The organism is Mesobacillus subterraneus (assembly GCF_003937825.1).
Taxonomy (GTDB): Bacteria; Bacillota; Bacilli; order Bacillales; family Cytobacillaceae; genus Mesobacillus; species Mesobacillus subterraneus.
This window is the reverse complement of sequence record NZ_RSFW01000037.1, coordinates 46,634-66,410: the sequence shown is the minus strand read 5'-3', so window position 1 is coordinate 66,410 and position 19,777 is coordinate 46,634. Positions and strand designations below refer to the sequence as shown.

The following is a 19,777-nucleotide window of genomic DNA, read 5'->3' as shown; positions in this document are numbered from 1 at the left end:
TCATTACGTTTTTATAAGGAAGGCTCAAATACGGGGATTTTCAGTGAAAACGGGTTGGGCCGGATTTATTCCTCGTTGGCCTCACTTTATTCCCCGTTGGGCCAGATTTATTCCCCGTTGGTCACACTTTATTCCCCGTTGGAGACACTTTATTCCCCCCCGTTACCTCAACCCACCCTTAAATCTTCACTTTTTGTTTCTTCGGCACACTGTGAATCGCTTCTCCCTTGAATGCCTCTACCGCTTCGAGCAGAGCTTCGTTCACGCTGGGATGAGGGTAGGACGGGAAGGTAAAATCTTCATCACGGGCGGCCATTTCGAGTGCCTGTATGCCATTCGAAATCAGCTCTACCGCACCGGCACCAATCATATGCACGCCAAGCAGCACGTCGTTTTGTTTATCGAAAACTACCTTTACCAGGCCTTCCTTCTTCCCGAGGATGGCAGCAAAACCGTTAGCGGACATCGAAAATTCGCCAATGCCAACCTCATATCCCTGTTCCGCCGCTTCCTGTTCGGTCAAGCCCACAGTTGCGATTGGCGGCTGGATCCGTGCAATATGCGGGATGAAATTCAGATCATTTTCACTGGCACGCCCGCAGATTGTTTCTGCAGCAGTCTTCCCCTGTTTGATGGCTTTGACCGCAAGTTGTGGTCCTTCGGTCACATCTCCAATGGCAAAAATATTGGAAATTGAAGTCCTGCCTGTTTGGTCCGTGACAATAAAGCCTTCCTGCGAAAGCTTAATGCCTAAACGGTCAATTCCCAAATGATCGATCTGGGGTTTGGTGCCAAGCGAATAGAACAAATGGCTGCCTTCGACGGTTTTGCTTCCTTTTTCACAGGAAAGAAGAACCGTGACACCTACTCCTGTTTCAGCAGGCTCTTCAATGGAATATCCTTTCACCACTGTGATCCGCGCCTTTTTCAAAATTCGGCCCAGCTCGCGGTTAATGCTGGAATCGAACGCATAATCTTCACCTGATAAAACCAATGTCACCTTGGAGCCGAAAGCCTGGAATGCCATCGCCATTTCCAAAGCAATATAATCATCGCCAATGACGACCAAATGCTCAGGAACTGCCGACAAATCAGAAATCGCCCAAATATCAAGGATTCGATCAGATTTCGGTGCACCTGACAATTTTACCGGGGTACCGCCAGTGGCAATGATTGCTTCATTGAACCGGTACACTTCATACTTATCTTCGTTTTCGACACCGATTTTGTCCTCTGAAAGGAAAAAGGCGCTTCCTTTAATGACTTCCACTTTATTTGCCTTGCATAAAGCTTCCACTCCACTTCGGAGCTGGCTGACGACCTGGTTTTTATAATTTAATAGCTTGCTGATTTCGAAGTGAATGCTGCGGGTTTCAATTCCAAGCATCTCATCCTGCCTGGAGGCTGCCATTCTCTCAGCTGCATGAGTCATCACCTTGGAGGGAATGCAGCCCTTGTTCAGGCAAATGCCCCCTAGCTGATCTTTTTCAATCAACGTCACATTCTTGCCGAGCTGAGCTGCCCTGATGGCAGCATGGTAGCCGCCTGGTCCTCCGCCAATGATTACTAAATCTCTTTCATGTGCAAGTTCGCCGACGACCATTTACATCAACTCCAGAAGCATCATTTTCGGGTTTTCGATCAACTGGGCAAAGCGATTTGTAAACGCGACAGCAGTTGCTCCATCAGCTACCCGGTGGTCAAAAGCCATTGATAGATTCATAATTGAACGGATCGCAATCTCATCATTGCGGGTCACAACCGGACGTTTCTTTGTTTTATGGAAGGAAACAAGCGCTGTCTGCGGATGCTGGATGATTGGCGTCGCCCCAATGCTTCCGCCCAACGGCCCCACATTGCTTACGGTGAAAGTTCCGCCTGATATATCCTTGACCGTCAGCTTGTCATCAAGTGCAAGCTTCGTCAGCCGCTTCATTTCTTCATGGATTTGTTTCAAGTTTTTCTTTTCCACATTGCGGATCACTGGAACGATCAGTCCATCCGGTGTATCGACGGCAATTCCGATATTGTGCTCGTGCAGAAGCTGGATGCTTTCGTTTTCTTCATCGAGCTTCGCATTGAACACAGGAAATTCTTTCAACCCGATTGATAATGCTTTAATAAAGAAAGCCGTAGCAGAAATCGAGCTGCCTGACGCTTTGATTTCCTCACGGAACGTGATCAGCTCACTCACATCGATTTCCTCGAAATGTGTGCAATGAGGAATGGTATATAAAGATTGGACCATCTTTTTCGCGATCTGCTTGCGGCGGCCGCGGAACGGCAAGGTTTCTGCCTGTACTGATTCGGAGCCTGCCTGCGAACCACTCGCAACCCCTGTTTCAGAAGCTGATTGCGAACCTTTCGAAGCCTGCAGTTCGGAACCTGCTTCCGAAACATTCGCAACTCCCTCTTCAGAACCTGGTTGCGAAACCATCGGAACCTGTTGTTCGGAATGCACTTCCGAAGGGTTCGCAACCCCAGTTTCTCTAAATTTCACAAACGCCAGTACATCCTCATCTGTAATCCTTCCGGCTGGCCCTGAACCGGTTACTTCTACGATATTCACGTTATTTTCCCGGGCAATTTTTCTTGTATAAGGAGAAGCAAGGATGCGTTTTGACGCGCTATTAGGAGTTTCAGGCATTATCCCTTCAACAGGCCTGTTCAAAAGATTCACTGCTGCCTTAACAGGTTCAGCAATTGCACTTTCTTTCATCCGTTGAGGCTCACTTGCTTTTCCAGCGGCGGAACTGTCTTCCATGATCAGGAGTGTTGTCCCGACTTTTACGGTCTGGCCTGGATTCAGCAACAATTCTTTTACGATACCGGAACGGGGAGCAGGGATCTCCGCGGTCATTTTATCTGTCTGGACTTCTACCAATGGGTCATCGGCTTTGACGAAATCGCCGGGCTTCACCAGGTAGCAGTTGATATCCGCTTCTGTCATCCCTTCCCCTATGTCATGGAGCTTTACTTCAACCATTGGCACGCCTCCTAAAACTTCATCACTTTCTCGATTGCTGCTGCGACTCTTCTCGGGGTCGGCAGATAATGGTCTTCAAACCCAAAGTATGGCACAGGCGTATCATAGCCTGTAACTCTCGCGGCAGGCGCCTTTTGATACAAAAAGGCTTCGTCATTGATCAGTGAGATCAGATCACTGCCAGTTCCGCCAGTCGCATGAGCTTCATGGACGATCACTGTGCGGCCTGTTTTCTGGACTGACTCAATCACCAGATCCTTGTCAATCGGATAGAGCGTCCTCAAATCAAGAACTTCACATTCGACGCCCTTTTCCTTCATATCCTGAGCCGCTTTCATGGCTACAGGCACCATCGCTCCCCAGGCTATGACAGTGACATCTTCGCCTTCAGTCAGCTTTTTGCCTTTGCCGATTTCAACTGTATACTTCCCTTCCGGCACCTCGTCACGGGAAGAACGATAGCTTCTCATTGGTTCTAGGAACAGCACCGGATCAGGGTCTTCAATCGCGGCTATCATCAAGCCCTTTGCATCGTAAGCATTGGATGGACAGACGACCTTCATTCCCGGCATATGGGTAAAAAGGGATTCTGTGCTGTCACAATGGATTTCCGGAGCGCGAACTCCTGCACCATATGGAGCGCGGATGACCATTGGCACGGTAAAATGGCCCATTGTCCTCATTCTCAGCCTTGAAGCATGAGTCATGATCTGTTCGTAGGCTGGATAAATGAACCCGAGGAACTGAATTTCCACTACCGGACGGAAACCGTTAACCGCCATGCCGATGGCTGCACCGACAAAACCAGCTTCACTCAAAGGAGTATCAATCACCCTGTCCTCGCCATATTTTTCCTGCAATCCGTCCGTGGCGCGGAATACCCCGCCGTTCTTCCCGATGTCTTCCCCGAGTAAAATGACTTCCTTGCTTTCACCAAGCATGGTATCAAGTCCATCGGTGATTGCCTGTACTAGCGTCAAAGTCTTAGTCTGAAGCGCTGTATTCATCATGCTTCACCTCCGATCAGCTCGAGATATTCACGTTTTTGCTTCTCGATGGTCCATGTTGGTTTTTCAAATACATAATCAAAAATCACTGCTGGATCAGCTGCAGGGAAGCTTTCCATCTCCTGTACTGCTGCATCAATTTCAGTTGCTGCCTGCTCTTCGATTTCCTTCACCCAGGCCTCATCAAAAATGCCTTCATTCTTCATCCAGCGTTCCAGTCTCAACAGCGGATCTGTTTCCAGCCGCTTCATCACGCTTTCACCCTGGTCACGGTATTTCGATGCGTCATCAGCTGTTGTGTGCGAGCCATATCTCCACGTCATCGCTTCAATAAGTGTCGGTCCCTGGCCGTTACGCGCACGATCCAGTGCTTTTTCAGTTTCCACAAAAACGGCAAATACATCATTGCCATCAATCCTGACACCCGGAATATCATATGCCAGTGCTTTTTGGGCAATCGTAGCAGAGTTCATCTGCTTGCTGATTGGAACTGAAATCGCATACTGGTTATTCTGGCAAAAATAAACGACAGGTGACTTGAAGACACTCGCAAAGTTCAACCCTTCATGGAAATCACCCTCAGAGGTCGCCCCATCGCCAAAGTAGCAAATCGCCGCATTCTTTGTTCCTTTTTGTTTTTCGGCAAAAGCGGCACCGGCCGCGTGCGGAATCTGTGTGGCAATTGGGATTGCCGGCGGGAAGATTTTCTTTCCGTCCGGTGGAACACAGCCTTCATTCCGCCCATTCCAGAACAGCAGAATATTTCTCAGCGAATGGCCAAATACCATGGCTGCTCCGTGATCACGGTATGTCGGGAACATCCAGTCATCGCTTTCAAGCGCGACAGCTGTTCCAACCTGTGATGCTTCCTGACCTTCGAATGGCGCATATGTTCCAATTCGGCCCTGGCGCTGGAGGCTGACTGATTTCCTGTCCAGCGTGCGGATCCTGACCATTTCAGCGTAGAACTTTTTCACTCGTTCTTCCGTCACTAAATCCTTATATTCCTCGGACACAATGTTTCCGTTCTGGTCCATCACTTGAAAAATCGGAAAATCCTTATCCATCGGCTCACCCTTTTTCTAAAAATCTCGGATTCTATTACATTCTCACGGCCCATTTTGGTCGCTTCATGTGAGAGAAGAAGCTATTCCTTCTCGTTCTTGCTTCAATCCGGCTTTCACAGAATTTATTGGCTGCTTCAACGGTCGTGATGCCTTCACTTTCAGCCTGTCGATATACATTTAATAGTGAATTATAGATTGCTTTTGTTTTTCTCAGGACGCGCTCTTTATTCGGTGAATACAGCTCATCTGCAACCTGGATCAAGCCGCCGGCATTGACGATATAATCCGGAGCATAAAGGATCCCTTTTTCCTGAAGGACAAGCCCATGTCGGACTTCCTTGAGCTGGTTATTCGCAGATCCTACCACTGCTTTTACCTGCAGCTGGGGAATTGTTTCATCATTGATGATTCCGCCCATTGCACATGGAATGAAGATGTCTGCAGGCTGCGAATAGATTTCATCGCTGCTTACAACCTTGATTCCTGCGCCCATTTCCTGCGCCTTCTGGACAATCTGGTCGATTGCCTTTTGATTGATATCCGTCACAAACAGGTCTGCCCCGTTTTCAAGAAGGTATTCCGCCACCTTGTACCCGACCTTTCCAAGGCCCTGGATGGAATACGATCTTCCAGATAAATCATCCGTTCCCCAAAGTGCTTTGCTCGTTGCCTGAAGGCCGTAAATGACACCCTGTGCAGTCGGGACAGAAGAGTCGCCGCTGCCGCCGTATACTTCATCCACACCGACAATGCAGTTTGTTTCTTTTAAAGCATGGACGAAATCCTCCGGTTCTGTTCCCATATCAGTTCCTGTATAGAAACGTCCCTGTATCGATTCAACAAACTGGCCGAACGCCCTGAACAATTCCGGGCTCTTATCCTTGGCAGGGTCGCCGATGATGACCGCTTTTCCTCCGCCAAAATCAACATCCGCAGCAGCACATTTATAGGTCATCCCTTTGGAAAGCCGCAGTACATCCTCCAGTGCATCATCCACTGATTTATATGGATACATCCTGCATCCGCCCAGTGCTGGCCCTAATCGCGTGCTATGAATAGCGATAATCGCCTTCAGTCCTGTTGCCTCGTCATTACAAAAAACCACTTGTTCGTGCTCTCGAATTTGTTCAAACATATCCATTGTTCTTTCCCCCTTTATTCCGTTAAACCATGTTAGCGCTTACATTTTTACGCAAAAATTTTTATCTGCCTGTCAGCAATTCTGTTATCTTCGTTTTAGGGAGGATCACTTGCTTCACTTCCCCCACGCCAATCAGTCTTCCACAGCTCTCTGCCCTGACATTCGTTATGACAGTGTTGCCCTGCAGGTCGGTAACAGTGGCTGTCACCTTCACTTCTGCCCCTTCAATACAGGGAGCAATATGCTTTACGGTTACCGCACCGCCCATTCCTTCTTCATGATCCTCTAAATAAGGAAGTATAATTTGTCTAGAGACCCACTCCATGTGATACACCATTGAAACCGTGGAGTATACAGGGTGCACGAGCTTCCCCTCAAAGCGGGCAAACATATCTGGTGTAACAATGACATCGATGGAGGCCGTATGCCCAGCTTTCAAGCCATCACGCATCATATCCCACCTTTCCAAGTTGCAAATATGTATAACGTTTATTTAACGTTATCATAACATTCCGTTAAATAAATGGTCAATAAATTGTAAGAAATTTTGGTATTTTCTTATAAATAATTCTGATATAATTTTATTTTTAATTCAAATGGGTTAATGACAACCAGGGCTCAACTGTTCTCCCACCCTGAACTCTCTTTTTTGCTGCAAGAATAAACAGCGCAAGCCCCTCGTTCAGCCCCGAAATGCGCTGGAGCTGGATTAAGTAATCTTCATTTAGTCATCCACAACTCAATACCTTTATAAATTCCTTAACCACAAAAAAATCAACCAGCTTTCATGAGCTGGTTGATTTTTATCAGCTTAACAATGCCCGGTCGCTTGCCATTTTTGTTCCGCGGATGCGCTGGAATTCATTGAGCAAGTCTTCGATTGTCAGCTTCGCTTTTTGTTCTTCATTTACTTCAAGGATGATCTGGCCTTTGTCCATCATGATCAGCCTGTTTCCCAAATCCAACGCTTGCTGCATATTATGCGTAACCATCAGCGTTGTCAGATGGTATTTATCAACGATTTCCTTCGTCAGGTTGGTGATCAGCTCGGCACGCGCCGGGTCCAATGCTGCTGTATGCTCATCAAGCAAGAGAATGGAAGGTTCGGTGAAGGTCGCCATCAGGAGCGATAATGCCTGACGTTCTCCTCCCGACAGAAGTCCGACCTTGGCATTCAGGCGGTTTTCCAGACCCAGGTGCAGGGACTCAAGTACTTCCTTAAAAAGTTCACGGCGTTTTTTTGTCACGCCGCTAACAAGGGTACGGCGTTTATTTCTTGAATAGGCAATTGCCAGGTTTTCTTCAATCGTCATACTTGGCGCGGTGCCAGCCATCGGATCCTGGAATACACGGCCAATCATTTTCGAACGATTGTATTCCGACATATACGTGACATCTTTCCCGTACAATTCCACTATTCCGTGATCTGGAAGCATGACACCGGAGATGACATTCATCAAGGTTGATTTACCGGCACCGTTACTTCCGATGACCGTAACGAAATCTCCCTTTTTCAATGTGAGATTGATATTGTCCAGGGCGATTTTTTCATCCGGAGTGCCCTCGTTGAAGACTCTATGAATCTGATTTAAGTGCAGCACCAGCCTCACCCTTTCCATCGGCAGGCACAGAGACCATCTCGATATTTTCTAGCTGTCTCTTTACCTTGCGTTTTTTCTCTTTATAGCCGTCAATCATCTTCGGAGCTGTCAGCGCCAGGATGACTATGACCGCGGTAATTAGCTTCATGTCTCCAGGCTCGAGGAATTCGACCCTCAATGCAAGGGTGACAACGATTCGATAGATGATCGCCCCGCCAATAACGGCGAGTGTGGTTCTTGCAATCGATTTAGTTCCAAACAATGCTTCACCAATAATAACTGAAGCAAGGCCGATAATGATCATCCCGATACCCATGCCAACGTCAGCGAAGCCGCCCTGCTGGGCAATCAATGCTCCAGAAAAAGCAACCATCGCATTCGATAGCCCTAATCCAAGAATGATCATCAGATTAGTATTGGAAGAAAAGCTGCGGATCATCCTCTTGTTATCGCCAGTCGCGCGAATCGCCAGGCCAATTTCTGTCTTCAGGAACGCATCTGTAAGAAACTTGATCGCAAAGGTGACAACAATCATGAACAGCAGGATTCCCCATGTCCGCGGAAGGCTGTCGCCCAGTCCAACAGCGGTTAAAATGCCGTTGAAGAAAGTATCGATTCCGGTTTTATCAAAAAAGTCTCTTACAGCCGTCATTGCTGTCTCCGTGTTAAGAAGAGGAACATTCGATTTGCCCATGATTCTGAGATTGATAGAGTACAAAGCAATCATCATCAGGATACCGGACAGAAGTGCGTTCACCTTGCCGACTGTATGAATGATTCCCGTAAGGCAGCCAGCTATGAATCCGGCAACCAGTGCTACCATTGTTGCAGCAAATGGGTTAGCCCCATTTACGATCATGATCGCGGCAACCGCAGCTCCTGTCACGAAGCTGCCGTCAACCGTCAAATCCGGAAAATCTAGTACCCGAAAGGATAAGTATACGCCCAGAGCCATGATCGCATAGATGATGCCTGACTCAAATGCTCCAAATATTGCAGTAAACAAGATGTATCATCCTTTCTTTTATTCTTCGTAAAACTCTGCGTCGTCGCCCCACTCTTCCTTAACTTCGACACCCTGCTCCTCAGCTGCTTTTTTATTGATGGTCAGGGTCAATGATTTTGGAAGTTCAACAGGGATTTCAGATGCTTTCTTATTGCCCGCTAAGATTTCGGCAGCCATCAAACCTGACTGGTATCCGATGTCATAGTAGTTGAATCCGCTTGCTGCAACCGCACCGCGTTTCATCGAATCAAGTTCACCTACAAACAATGGAATCTTCTTGCCATTCGCTACAGAGATGACAGATTCAAGAGCGGATACTACTGTATTGTCTGTTGGTACATAAATGGCATCCACGCGTCCGACTAGTGACTCAGCCGCCTGCTTAACCTCTGCAGATGTAGAGATTGACGCTTCAACAACCTTCGCTCCGTTCGCTTCAGCAAGCTTCTTGACTTCCTTCAGCTGAACTTCTGAGTTCTGCTCACCCGCGTTATAGATGACGCCAATTGATTTGGCTCCGATTTCATTTGTCATGAAATCAATTGTCTTTTTTGTAGCGTCCGGATGGTTATCGGTTGTGCCTGTGACGTTGTCTCCAGGCTTATCAAATGCTTCAACCAGCCCTGCTCCAACTGGATCTGTGACTGATGTGAAGATGATCGGAATATTCTTTGTCGCATTAAGTGCAGCAACTGCACTAGGTGTGGCATTGGCAAAAATCAAGTCTACCTTGTCACCTACGAAGTTGTTGGCGATTGTGGCCGTATTGTTCATATCAGCCTGTGCGTTCTGGAAATCATACTTTACATTCTCACCCTCTTTGAAGCCTTTGTCCTCGAGAGCTTTCTTGAACCCTTCTGTTGCCGCATCAAGTGATGGATGCTCCGCGAACTGGGTCAAGCCGATCTTGTACTGTTTTTTGTCAGATGAACCATTTGATGCTTCATTTCCTCCGCATCCTGCCAAAAGCAATGCACTGGCAAGGACAAGAGAAATAGCTTTTACTGATTTTTTCATAAAAATCCCCCTTGAATATTTATAAACCGGCAGTAAAACTATGTAGACTTAAACTTACAGGCAGCCGGAACGCACCAATTTCAACATGCCTTCTCTCTTGATGGGTAAAAAGCTTGAAGTTTATGAAAGCGATTCCAAAAAGTATGATATTCACTATAGGCACCGTAAATATAACGTTATATTAACACTGCGTAAAAATAGTGTCAATAATATTCGGAAAATTTCGTATGTTGAGATTTCTAATAATTAAACCATCTTTTTATAAAATCGACAAGATGTTTTTTGAAAATAATAAAACTTTTTTGCTTTTAAGCGCGAAAGCAAATGAACAAACTCAATAATATAGGCGTTTTGTGGGGATGACCTGTCTTGATTCTTTTATCAAAAGGTTAAATCCAAAAAATAAAAGCATGCTCCCCTATTGGAACATGCTCTATCAGAATTATAATAAGGCTGCAGCAGCCTTTAAACGTTCGTTGGCCTCTTTTACCATCCGATCAAGTAATTCCTTTACGGTCGGGATATCTGTAATCAGTCCTGAAACCTGGCCGCCATTCATGAAGCCGTATTCTTCGTTCCCTTCCAGTGCGCCTTTTTTATGTAGATCTTCAGTTGTCAGTTCGGCAAACTCCTCTCTGGTTATGCCCTGTTTTTCCGCCTCCAGCAGCTTGCCGGCATATGGAGTCTTCAGCAGTCTGCGGATTCTGCCGACCGACCTTCCGACAATGACGGTTTCATGATCATTCGCCTGCAGTAATTTTTGCTTATAAACATCATGGAACGGAGCTTCCTTCGTAGCGATAAAGCGTGTCCCCATCTGGACACCGCTCGCGCCAAGTGCCAGCATCGCTGCCAGTCCCTTGCCGTCACCTATTCCTCCTGCTGCGACGACAGGAATTCCGACTTGCGCAACGATTTGCGGAATCAGCGCCAATGTTGTTGTTTCCAAGCTCGAGTTTATACCCGCGGCTTCGTATCCCTCTGCCACTAGAATATCTGCACCGGCTGCTTCAGCTTTCTTCGCCTGTTTTACAGAGGCAACGACCGTAATGACTTTGATCCCGGCTTCTTTTAATTTCGGGATAAAAGGAGCAGGATTGCCCGCCGACAGTGTTACCACTTGAACCTGATGCTTAACCGCGAGACGCAGGATTTCAACTGCATCGGGAGAAACACTCAAAGCAACGTTCACAGAAAAAGGCCTGGTAGTCCTGCCTTTTGTCTCGATGATGATTTGTTCCACTTCTTCCGCTGACATCGTGCCAGCGCCAATCGTCCCGAGACCGCCAGCCTCCGAAACAGCAGCCGTCAATACCGCATTACTGATATTTCCCATTCCACCCTGGATGATAGGATATTGTATGCCCAGAACAGAAGTGATTGCATTCACAAAAATTCCCCCTTCGTTAAATTAATGTTATACTAGTTCTAAAATTATGACAATTAGTAAGGGGGATTTTCTTTTGCTTCTAAGCTATTCTGATAAAAAACCTGTTGTGGATGAAACTGTTTTCCAGGCACCAGGCAGCTATATCATTGGAGATGTGAAAATCGGCAAAAACTCAAGCGTTTGGTTCAATGCCGTGCTTCGCGGTGATGAGGACACTATTACCATCGGAGAAAGCTGCAGCATTCAGGATAATGTCACTTGCCATCTGTTCGAAGGCTCCCCGCTAATGATCGAGGATGAAGTGACTGTTGGCCACAATGCCATCCTTCATGGCTGCACCATCCGTAAACGAACCATTATCGGGATGGGCTCCACTATCCTTGATGGAGCTGAAATCGGAGAAGAATGCATCATTGGTGCGAATACATTGATACCCGCCGGAAAAAAGATTCCGCCACGCTCCCTTGTCGTCGGAGCCCCCGGTAAAGTCATCAGGGAAATCGGCGAAAAAGATCTGGAACTGATCCAGCTTTCAGTTGATACATACGTGCAAAAAGGGAAAGAATACCTAGAGTCCATGCAGGAGATTAAATAGGAGAAAGAGCCTGGCAATTGCCAGGCTCTTTCTTCTTATCCCTCTACTAGTTTTATATAGGGTATTTCATGACCATTTACAATCGCAATATAAAATGGTGCGTTCGTCGCGTAAATCCTTGTTCCGACCGGAAGACTGCTGGCGGTCCAATCCTCGAACTCCCAATGGGTATCAGCCTGTTTGGTAATTTCCCCAACTTGTTCCCCCAGTTCATACTCATATTCATTAACCCAATCCACGTGCGATGCGTTAGAGAATACATACCCTTCGGCCACGAAGAGGTCAGCATCTGCATTAAGGGAAAGCATTTCTTTTACAGTCGGATTGTCAGTCCGGGGAGCATTTATCGAATCTGAGCAGCCTGACAATAGGAATAATAAACTAATGAATATATATTTCAGCGCTATCCCTCCCACTATACAAAAAAAGAGTGGAGAACCCACTCTTTTCAATCAGACCCATTTTACGATGTCATCCAGCGGTCTTCTCGTCTTAGGATTTGGATCCTTTACGCGATAGCCAAAGGCACACATGACTGAAATGCCGAAGTGTCCGTCTTCTAGCAGCCCTTCTTCCTCGAGGAGCTTATTCATTTTTTCAAAATTGAACCCTTCGATCGGACAGGAGTCAATTCCGATTTGCCCAGCAGCGGTCATCATATTGGCAAGGACTATGTATGTTTGCTTGCATGCCCAATCAAATAACGGCCGGTCGCCCTCCAGCAATTTAAAATCTGATTTCTGGAATTCTTCAATTCTTTGAAGGTATTTAGACATGAATTCTTCAGGCATTTTCTTTTTGTTTTTAAAATGGTCCTGAAGGTATTCAGAATCATATTTCGTATCCTTTTTGGTTCTTGCGAGGATCACCACAAAATGGCTCGCTTCAGGCAGCTTCCCAAAAGCCCCCCAAGCCGTGTTCTTGATTTTTTCACGGAGGTCATCACTTTGGACTACCAGGAAGCGCCATGGTTCAAAACCAAATGAGCTTGGCGACAGCTGGCCGGTTTCCAGGATAAAACGGAAGTCCTCATCCGGGATTTTTTTATTCGGATCAAACTCTTTTGTTGCATGCCTAAATTGGAAAGCATCAAGTATTTCCTGCTTTAAGGTTTCTTTGTCTCGCAAGTGAATCTCCCCTTCCAGATTTGTTTTTTTAAACTTATCACATTTTTTAAAAATTTGCCTGCAAAAAGGGATAAGCACCCACCATTCTATTTTTTCTCCCTTTTGTGGTTTCAGCCTGTGATAAGGAATTCAGGATTGCTTCCTCGGCTGCTTCTGCTGATGCAGTGAAGAGCTCGTTCATCAAAGGGTGGTCATCCCTAATGTGGATGGATGACTGAATGATGTCATCAGAATAATGAGTTGTTTGATTGGCAGTCGAAAAAGAAATGACAATATCGCCGCTTCCATGGCTGAAGTGGCTGCCGGTCCTGCCAAGGCCAATTCCGCATCTTTTAGCCAGGCGCAGCAGCTGTCGATCACTTAAAGGTGCATTTGTTGCCAGGATGATGATGATCGAACCGTCTGCCGTCTCGGTTATTCCTGTTTTTATTGATTCAATCCCATATTTCCCTGGCATGAATTCTTCTTTTTTGCCAAAATTGCTTAGGACCAGACAGCCAATCGTATAAGAATCTTCAGTATTCACGATTCTTGATGCTGTGCCTATGCCGCCTTTATGACCGAAACAGACCATACCTTTTCCCGCTCCCACTGCCCCTTCTTCTGCCGGTCGGTCGGAAGCCTTTTGAATTGCTTGTTTAGCATGTTCAGGTTTTACAGGAAAAAGGCGAATCGAGTTCAAAAAGCTGTCATTGCATTCACCGACAACAATATTAATCGTACCCGTCGTCTCGCCGATCTCTTCGTTTTCAGCCAGCATATACTCCAGCGTTCCCTGAGTGACAGCAGGTACACCAAATGTATTGGTCAGCATAATTGGAGCTTCGATCGTTCCGAGTTCATTCACCTGGACGAGGCCAGTCGTTTTTCCAAAACCGTTCAGGACGTAGCTCGCCGCTGTAACTTTCTCTTTAAATACATTCCCGCTATGCGGCAGGATAGCTGTCACTCCCGTACAGGCATACTCATTGCCATCCCTATCAAGTGGAAAATCCAACGTTACATGGCCGACTTTTACACCCGGGACATCGGTTATACAATTATGAGTCCCAGGGAGCAGCCTGCCAACCACAATCCCCATATCGCGTACTTTCATCTTCTCCCTCCCCGTTTTATAACTCGATCAAATCGAACAAGTCATGAATAGATACATAATTTAACTTAACCCGGAGTTGCTTCGGACATTTTCTGCTTCCCTCTCGGCTATTTTGTCCGAACGTGCACCTGCTTCGGACATTTTCAGCACTCGTTACGGCTATTTTGTCCGAACCTGACTCCTGTATAAATTCTCCACCTCCCCTTTGTCCAGCCCCCCTGAGAGTCATAACTTCCCCCGCACGCCGCGATGTAAGAAAGCCATCCCGGGTGGATGGCTTTCTACTATTCCAATATATACGGGTGGTCCATCACGTCGTAGTCAAGGTCTTTGTGCTTGAGTTCATTGCCTTCCTTAAAGACGGACTCGAAGAAGCGGGATGCCGGCTCTGCAAGTTCCTTGTAGTATTCGCTGAACAGGGCAGCTGCGTGGCTGCCGAGCCATTTTTCAGGCAGCAACTCTTCTGGCAGGCCTGGATCATAGAACAGGAACTTCCGGTATTCGTGGACGAGCTTGGTCCGTTCAACGAAGCACTCGGCGTCGGACATGCTTCCTTTTTGGATTTTGTTTTTGTCGATGATGTATTTTTGGCTGTACTCGCTGATGAAGTCCTGGTACTTCGAATTGATTTCCACAAGGTCCCAGCTTTTCTCCACCAGTCGCTGGTTTTCATGCGGACCCTTGTACTCAGCTACAAAGAAATCGACATACTGCTCGATTTCATATTTTTCAATCAGATCCCTGACCTGTCTTTCAAGATTATTGGCGGAGACCCAAAAACTGTTGGACATCGAGCCGAACCCGCTCCAAATCAGTTCCTTGCGCAGTTCGTCACGAACATTGCGAATCTCCTCCGGAATCGTGTACATGAGGATTCTCCATTTGCCGTCCCATTCTTCGGGCTTTAGTTTGAAAATACGCTTCCCTGCTTCGTCAATCCTTTTCTGTCCCCTTGGAGTGAGCGAATAGTAACTCTTATTGCCGATTTTCTCGGCCTGGACCCATCCCTGCTTATTCATCCTCGAAATCGCCGCTCTTACAGACTGGTCATTATGGCCGAATTCATTCAGCAGGCGTATCAGGCTGCCAATCCAAATTTTGCTCCCGTAATGGGAGATATAATCGCCGTATAAGGTAAAAATCATTGATCTTGTATTCAAGCTTCTGTCATCCTCATTCGTTTTTGTCGTTCGTGATAATTTCGTTATAAAACATTTTACAGTATTATCATTATTTTGCAAAAACAATTTGCTCAAAAGGGCAAAAAACCATAGGGATTTCTCCCTATGGAAATTATTGTGCTGTAAATACAGGCTTGCGTTTTTCACTGAAAGCATTCAGTGCTTCCACACGATCCTTTGTTGGAATCGTTACCTCATAAGCTTTAGACTCGATCGCCAATCCTGTCTGGAGGTCGGTGCTGCTGCCATGCTGGATCGCATACTTCGCCTGTCTCACCGCAATTGGGGCATTTTGCAGGATTTCCTCTGCAAGGTCTTTAGCGGCTGCCAAGACATTTTCCAATGGTTCAACTGCTGTCAGGATTCCAAGTTCATAAGCCTTATCAGCGGAAATTTTTCTTGCTGTAAAAATCAGTTCCTTTGCTTTCATTTCGCCGATCAGCCTGGAAAGTCTCTGTGTACCGCCTGCTCCCGGAATGATTCCCCAGCTTACCTCCGTCATTCCCATCACTGCTCTGTCAGCGGCAATTTTAAAATCACAGGCCAGCATTAGTTCAAACCCGCCACCAAAAGCAAAACCATTCACAGCAGCAATTGTCGGCTGCGGCAATTCGGCGATCGCACTGAAGACATCGCGGATTTTCTTGACATTACGGCGCACTTCCGCCTCAGTAAGGTGTTTCCTTTCTTTTAAATCCGCCCCTGCACTGAAGGCTTTATCGCCTGCTCCCGTGAAAATTACCACGCGAACATCGGTATCGGTATAAAGGCTGTCGACCAGATTCCCAAGTTCCTCAAGCGTTTCATAATTGAAGCAGTTCAATGATTCCGGGCGGTCGATCGTCACATATGCGATATTCTGCTCTTTCTGGAATTTGATATTGTTCATTTATCTCTCTCCTATATTCTCGATAATCGTGGCGATTCCCTGGCCGACGCCTATACACATCGTCGCAAGGCCGTATTTGGAATCCCTCTTTTTCATTTCATATAAAAGGGTTGTCAAAATCCTGGCGCCGCTCGCTCCAAGCGGATGGCCGAACGCAATCGCCCCTCCATTGACATTCACTTTCGACTGATCCAGACCCAGCTCCTGGATGCAGCCAAGAGATTGGGCAGCGAACGCTTCATTTAGTTCAATGAGGCCCAGATCTTCAATGGACAAATTGACCCTTTTCAGCGCTTTGTTTACAGCGTATACCGGCCCCATCCCCATGATGGAAGGCTCCAGTCCGGCTGTAGCGGAAACAATATACTTCGCCAGCGGCTTAAGGCCAAGCTCCTCCGCTTTCTCCCTGCTCATCAATAGCAGCGCTGATGCTCCGTCATTCACCCCGGACGCATTGCCTGCTGTTACCGTCCCATCCTTGAACAAAGGCTTCAACTTTGCCAGCTTTTCGACCGTCGTTCCCGGCCGTGGATGTTCATCGCGGTCAATCACTGTTTTGTTCCCTTTTTTATCTTCATATACGACAGGAACGATTTCATTTTCAAAGCGGCCAGACTCCATCGCTCGCTGGGCCCGAAGCTGGCTTTCAGCCGCGAACTCGTCCTGCGCCTCGCGTGTGATGCCGTACTTCTTCGCAACATTTTCGGCAGTCTCTGGCATGCTGTCAGTCCCGTACATTTCTTTCAGCTTGCTGTTAACGAACCGCCAGCCAATCGTTGTATCGAACATTTCCATATTGCCGCGCGGGAATTCAGCATTCGGTTTCGCCATCACGAATGGCGCCCTGGTCATGCTTTCGGTTCCGCCAGCAATGAAGATGTCGCCTTCCCCGGCTAAAATCGCCCTCGCTGCATAATTGACCGCATCAAGTCCGGAGCCGCACAAACGATTGACCGTCGTACCTGCTACCTCAACCGGCAATCCAGCCAAAAGCCCGGACATCCGTGCGACATTCCGATTGTCCTCTCCTGCCTGGTTGGCGTTCCCGAAGACAACTTCCTCAATCTGCTCCGTTGGTAAACCAGGATTGCGCTCGACCAATGCCTTGATGACAACCGCGCCCAGATCATCGGGACGGATATGGCGGAGGCTGCCATTGTATTTTCCTATCGGTGTCCTGACTGCATCGACAATTACAACTTCTTTCATCGCCATCCTCCTTTATTTTGTCGTTACCGACTCTCTGTAATCGTACACACCCCTGCCAGTCTTCCTGCCTAGTCGGCCTGCTTTTACATACTGCTCAAGCAAAGGTGCCGGCCGGTATTTTTCCCCAAGCTTTTCATGCAGGTATTTCAAATTGTTCAAGCGTGTATCAAGGCCAACAAGGTCACCCAGCTCGAATGGTCCCATAGGGTAATTCAGTCCGAGCTTGATGGCCTTGTCGATTTCTTCCGCAGTCCCAACGCCTTCCTGAAGCATGTAAAAGGCCTCATTGCCGACAAGTGCGCTGATCCGGCTCGTGACAAATCCGGGGAATTCGTTTACGATGACGGTTTCCTTGCCCATCTGGATCGCTGCATTCTTGATTACTTCTGCCGTTTCATCGCTCGTTTCAAGCCCGCGGATGATTTCAACGAGCGGCATTTTGTGGACCGGGTTGAAGAAGTGCATCGCAATCACGCTCTCTGGACGCTTTGTAAAAGAGGCGATTTCAGTCGGGCTCATTGTCGAAGTATTGGTCGCAAACAGGCAATGTGCAGGTGCATGCTGGTCCAATACTTCAAAAATCGTTTTCTTGATATCTATTTTTTCCGGGACTGCTTCGATGACCAGGTCTGCATCCTTCACATTATCAGCGAGGAAATTTGAGTATTTCAGCCTTGATTTCGCCAGCTCCGCGTCTTCGGGCATGACTTTCCCCCTGGCAACTCCTTTATCAAAAATGCTGTTGATTTCCCGTTCGGCATTATGAAGCTGCTTTTCGTCAATATCGATCAAAACGGTATCAAATCCGCCCAAACTGCTGACATAGGCTATGCCCCTGCCCATTACACCTGAACCGATGACAACTAGTTTCTTCATTAGATGTTTCCTCCCTTTAAGAAAAATGGAAAGGCGAGCACCCGTGATCTGGAGTGCTCGCCTCTTGATTAAACGTTAAACGGGTTTAGCGGGCGGCTGCCGTAATAAGAGACGATACTCTTTGTTTCTGTATATAAATCGAGAGTTTCGATGCTGAGTTCGCGGCCGAATCCTGATTGTTTGTAGCCCCCGAATGGTGTGCCAGGGAATGCTGAGAATGGGCAGTTGATCATGACGATTCCCGCCTGGATCTGTTTTGATACCCTAGTCGCACGGCCGTAATCCTTCGTCCAGATCGCGGAGCCGAGCCCGTACTCACTGTCATTCGCAAGTTTGACAGCCTCTTTTTCATCCTTGAACTTCATGACCACAACAACCGGGCCGAAGATTTCTTCCTTTACAGCTTTCATGCTGTGGTTTGTTTCAGCAATGATGGTTGGCTCATACCAGTAGCCATTTTCATAGCCTTCCAGATTTGCAGCCTTTCCGCCCGTAAGGACCTGCGCTCCGTCTTCTACAGCGGATTTTACATAACCGTCGATGACTTCCATTTGATCCTGGCTGATAATAGCGCCGACATGTGTTTCCTTATCAAACGGATTTCCGAGCTTCAGCTTTTTTGTTTTCTCAACGAATTTTTCAACGAACTCATCGTATACATCTTCATGGACATACAAGCGTGATCGCGCTTCGCATGATTGGCCAGTATTATAGAAGATACCGAATAGCGATCCGTCTACGGCGGCATCTATATCAGCATCATTGAAAATAATGCTCGGTGACTTACCGCCAAGTTCAAGTGTCACACGCTTTAGTGTTTGGGAAGCTCTCGCCATGATATCCTTGCCGATCGGTGTTGAGCCGGTAAAGGCAACTTTGTCTACTTTTTCATGCTCAACAAGGTAATTGCCCACGACAGAACCGGATCCAGGAATGACGTTGACGACGCCTTCCGGAACGCCTGCTTCGATGCAGATTTCACCGAGGACAATCGCTGTCAAAGGTGTAAGCGATGCTGGTTTTACGACAACCGAGCAGCCAACTGCGATAGCCGGAGCAATCTTCCAGGCTGCCATCATCATTGGATAGTTCCATGGAATGATTTGTGCACAGACACCGACTGGCTCTTTCTCGGTAATGTTCTGGAATGCACCCGGCATGCTGTTGACAGCTCCGCGGTGGCTGACGATCGCGCCAGCGTAAAATTCGAAATCCTCGATTGCCTGCATCACCTGTCCCTGTGCAGCCGCAAGGGATTTCCCGGTATCCAGAATCTCCAATTCTACCAGTTCATTGAAACGTGAGCGCATGATGGACGCGATTTTATTCAGCGTACGGGAGCGTTTGTTAACAGGGAAATGGCGCCACTTCCCGAAATCGAACGCATTCCTTGCCGCTTGCACCGCAAGCTCAGCGTCTTCTTTAGAAGCCTTTGCAACTGTGGCTACTTCCTCGCCTGTTGCCGGGTTATAGACTTTGTACGTTTCACCATTGACACTGTCTTGGCGAACTCCATTGATAATCAATTGATATGTCTCGCGTTTTACTGCCATTGCTTCGAATTTTTGCTCTTTAACTGTTGTCACGCG

At 47.3% G+C, this 19,777-nt stretch carries 19 protein-coding genes; 1 reads left to right on the top strand and 18 read right to left on the bottom strand.

The features are described from left to right. Positions 1 to 178: 178 nt before the first annotated feature. The 10 genes from lpdA to EJA10_RS22705 form a co-directional block, all read right to left on the bottom strand. A complete protein-coding gene (lpdA, locus tag EJA10_RS22750) occupies positions 179 to 1,603 on the bottom strand; it encodes a dihydrolipoyl dehydrogenase (RefSeq protein WP_125482294.1) in 1,425 nt (474 codons plus the stop codon). Then, complete coding sequence (locus EJA10_RS22745) at positions 1,604 to 2,986, bottom strand: dihydrolipoamide acetyltransferase family protein (RefSeq protein ID WP_125482293.1); 1,383 nt, start codon at positions 2,984 to 2,986, stop codon at positions 1,604 to 1,606. A gap of 11 nt (positions 2,987 to 2,997) precedes the next feature. Further along, complete coding sequence (locus tag EJA10_RS22740; RefSeq protein WP_125482301.1) at positions 2,998 to 3,993, bottom strand: alpha-ketoacid dehydrogenase subunit beta; 996 nt, start codon at positions 3,991 to 3,993, stop codon at positions 2,998 to 3,000. Beyond that, positions 3,993 to 5,060 (bottom strand): pyruvate dehydrogenase (acetyl-transferring) E1 component subunit alpha, encoded by a 1,068-nt coding sequence (gene pdhA, locus EJA10_RS22735; RefSeq protein ID WP_125482292.1) that lies wholly within the window; start codon positions 5,058 to 5,060, stop codon positions 3,993 to 3,995. Before pdhA ends, EJA10_RS22740 begins: the two co-directional genes overlap by 1 nt. 34 nt (positions 5,061 to 5,094) lie before the next feature. After that, positions 5,095 to 6,201, bottom strand: a complete 1,107-nt coding sequence (locus tag EJA10_RS22730) for a Leu/Phe/Val dehydrogenase (RefSeq protein ID WP_125482291.1) — start codon at positions 6,199 to 6,201, stop codon at positions 5,095 to 5,097. A 61-nt stretch (positions 6,202 to 6,262) separates the two neighbouring features. Then, entirely contained in the window at positions 6,263 to 6,652 is a 390-nt protein-coding gene (locus tag EJA10_RS22725; RefSeq protein WP_125482300.1) for a thioesterase family protein, read from the bottom strand. A 355-nt stretch (positions 6,653 to 7,007) separates the two neighbouring features. After that, positions 7,008 to 7,802, bottom strand: a complete 795-nt coding sequence (locus EJA10_RS22720) for an ABC transporter ATP-binding protein (protein ID WP_125482290.1) — start codon at positions 7,800 to 7,802, stop codon at positions 7,008 to 7,010. Continuing rightward, the gene (locus EJA10_RS22715; RefSeq protein ID WP_125482289.1) at positions 7,777 to 8,808 is read right to left on the bottom strand and encodes an ABC transporter permease; all 1,032 of its coding nucleotides are present in this window, start codon (positions 8,806 to 8,808) and stop codon (positions 7,777 to 7,779) included. The genes EJA10_RS22720 and EJA10_RS22715 overlap by 26 nt, the downstream gene beginning before the upstream one ends. 18 nt (positions 8,809 to 8,826) lie before the next feature. Continuing rightward, on the bottom strand, positions 8,827 to 9,825 hold the full coding sequence (locus EJA10_RS22710) for an ABC transporter substrate-binding protein (RefSeq protein WP_125482288.1): 999 nt from the start codon (positions 9,823 to 9,825) through the stop codon (positions 8,827 to 8,829). 442 nt (positions 9,826 to 10,267) lie between these two features. Then, a complete protein-coding gene (locus tag EJA10_RS22705; protein ID WP_125482287.1) occupies positions 10,268 to 11,215 on the bottom strand; it encodes an NAD(P)H-dependent flavin oxidoreductase in 948 nt (315 codons plus the stop codon). 73 nt (positions 11,216 to 11,288) lie between these two features. Between EJA10_RS22705 and EJA10_RS22700 the strand changes: the two genes are divergently transcribed. Next, on the top strand, positions 11,289 to 11,810 hold the full coding sequence (locus tag EJA10_RS22700) for a gamma carbonic anhydrase family protein (RefSeq protein ID WP_125482286.1): 522 nt from the start codon (positions 11,289 to 11,291) through the stop codon (positions 11,808 to 11,810). 35 nt (positions 11,811 to 11,845) lie between these two features. On the opposite strand, the gene EJA10_RS22695 is transcribed toward EJA10_RS22700, so the two are convergent. From EJA10_RS22695 to EJA10_RS22660, 8 genes are all read right to left on the bottom strand, one after another. After that, entirely contained in the window at positions 11,846 to 12,178 is a 333-nt protein-coding gene (locus EJA10_RS22695) for a hypothetical protein (protein WP_246017929.1), read from the bottom strand. A gap of 84 nt (positions 12,179 to 12,262) precedes the next feature. Then, positions 12,263 to 12,937, bottom strand: coding sequence for an NAD(P)H-dependent oxidoreductase (locus EJA10_RS22690; protein WP_125482285.1), 675 nt, complete (start codon positions 12,935 to 12,937; stop codon positions 12,263 to 12,265). Positions 12,938 to 12,983: 46 nt separating this feature from the next. Then, positions 12,984 to 14,033: a DmpA family aminopeptidase gene (locus EJA10_RS22685; protein WP_125482284.1), complete on the bottom strand. Its 1,050-nt coding sequence runs from the start codon at positions 14,031 to 14,033 to the stop codon at positions 12,984 to 12,986. Positions 14,034 to 14,317: 284 nt separating this feature from the next. Next, entirely contained in the window at positions 14,318 to 15,193 is an 876-nt protein-coding gene (paaX, locus tag EJA10_RS22680) for a phenylacetic acid degradation operon negative regulatory protein PaaX (protein WP_125482283.1), read from the bottom strand. 133 nt (positions 15,194 to 15,326) lie between these two features. After that, positions 15,327 to 16,103 carry an enoyl-CoA hydratase-related protein gene (locus tag EJA10_RS22675; protein WP_125482282.1) on the bottom strand — a complete coding sequence of 259 codons (777 nt, stop codon included), beginning with the start codon at positions 16,101 to 16,103 and terminating at the stop codon, positions 15,327 to 15,329. Further along, positions 16,104 to 17,312 (bottom strand): 3-oxoadipyl-CoA thiolase, encoded by a 1,209-nt coding sequence (gene pcaF / locus EJA10_RS22670; protein ID WP_125482281.1) that lies wholly within the window; start codon positions 17,310 to 17,312, stop codon positions 16,104 to 16,106. It lies immediately after the preceding gene. Positions 17,313 to 17,324: 12 nt separating this feature from the next. Beyond that, on the bottom strand, positions 17,325 to 18,188 hold the full coding sequence (locus EJA10_RS22665) for a 3-hydroxyacyl-CoA dehydrogenase (protein WP_125482280.1): 864 nt from the start codon (positions 18,186 to 18,188) through the stop codon (positions 17,325 to 17,327). A gap of 68 nt (positions 18,189 to 18,256) precedes the next feature. Further along, positions 18,257 to 19,774: an aldehyde dehydrogenase family protein gene (locus tag EJA10_RS22660; protein ID WP_125482279.1), complete on the bottom strand. Its 1,518-nt coding sequence runs from the start codon at positions 19,772 to 19,774 to the stop codon at positions 18,257 to 18,259. Positions 19,775 to 19,777 lie beyond the last annotated feature (3 nt).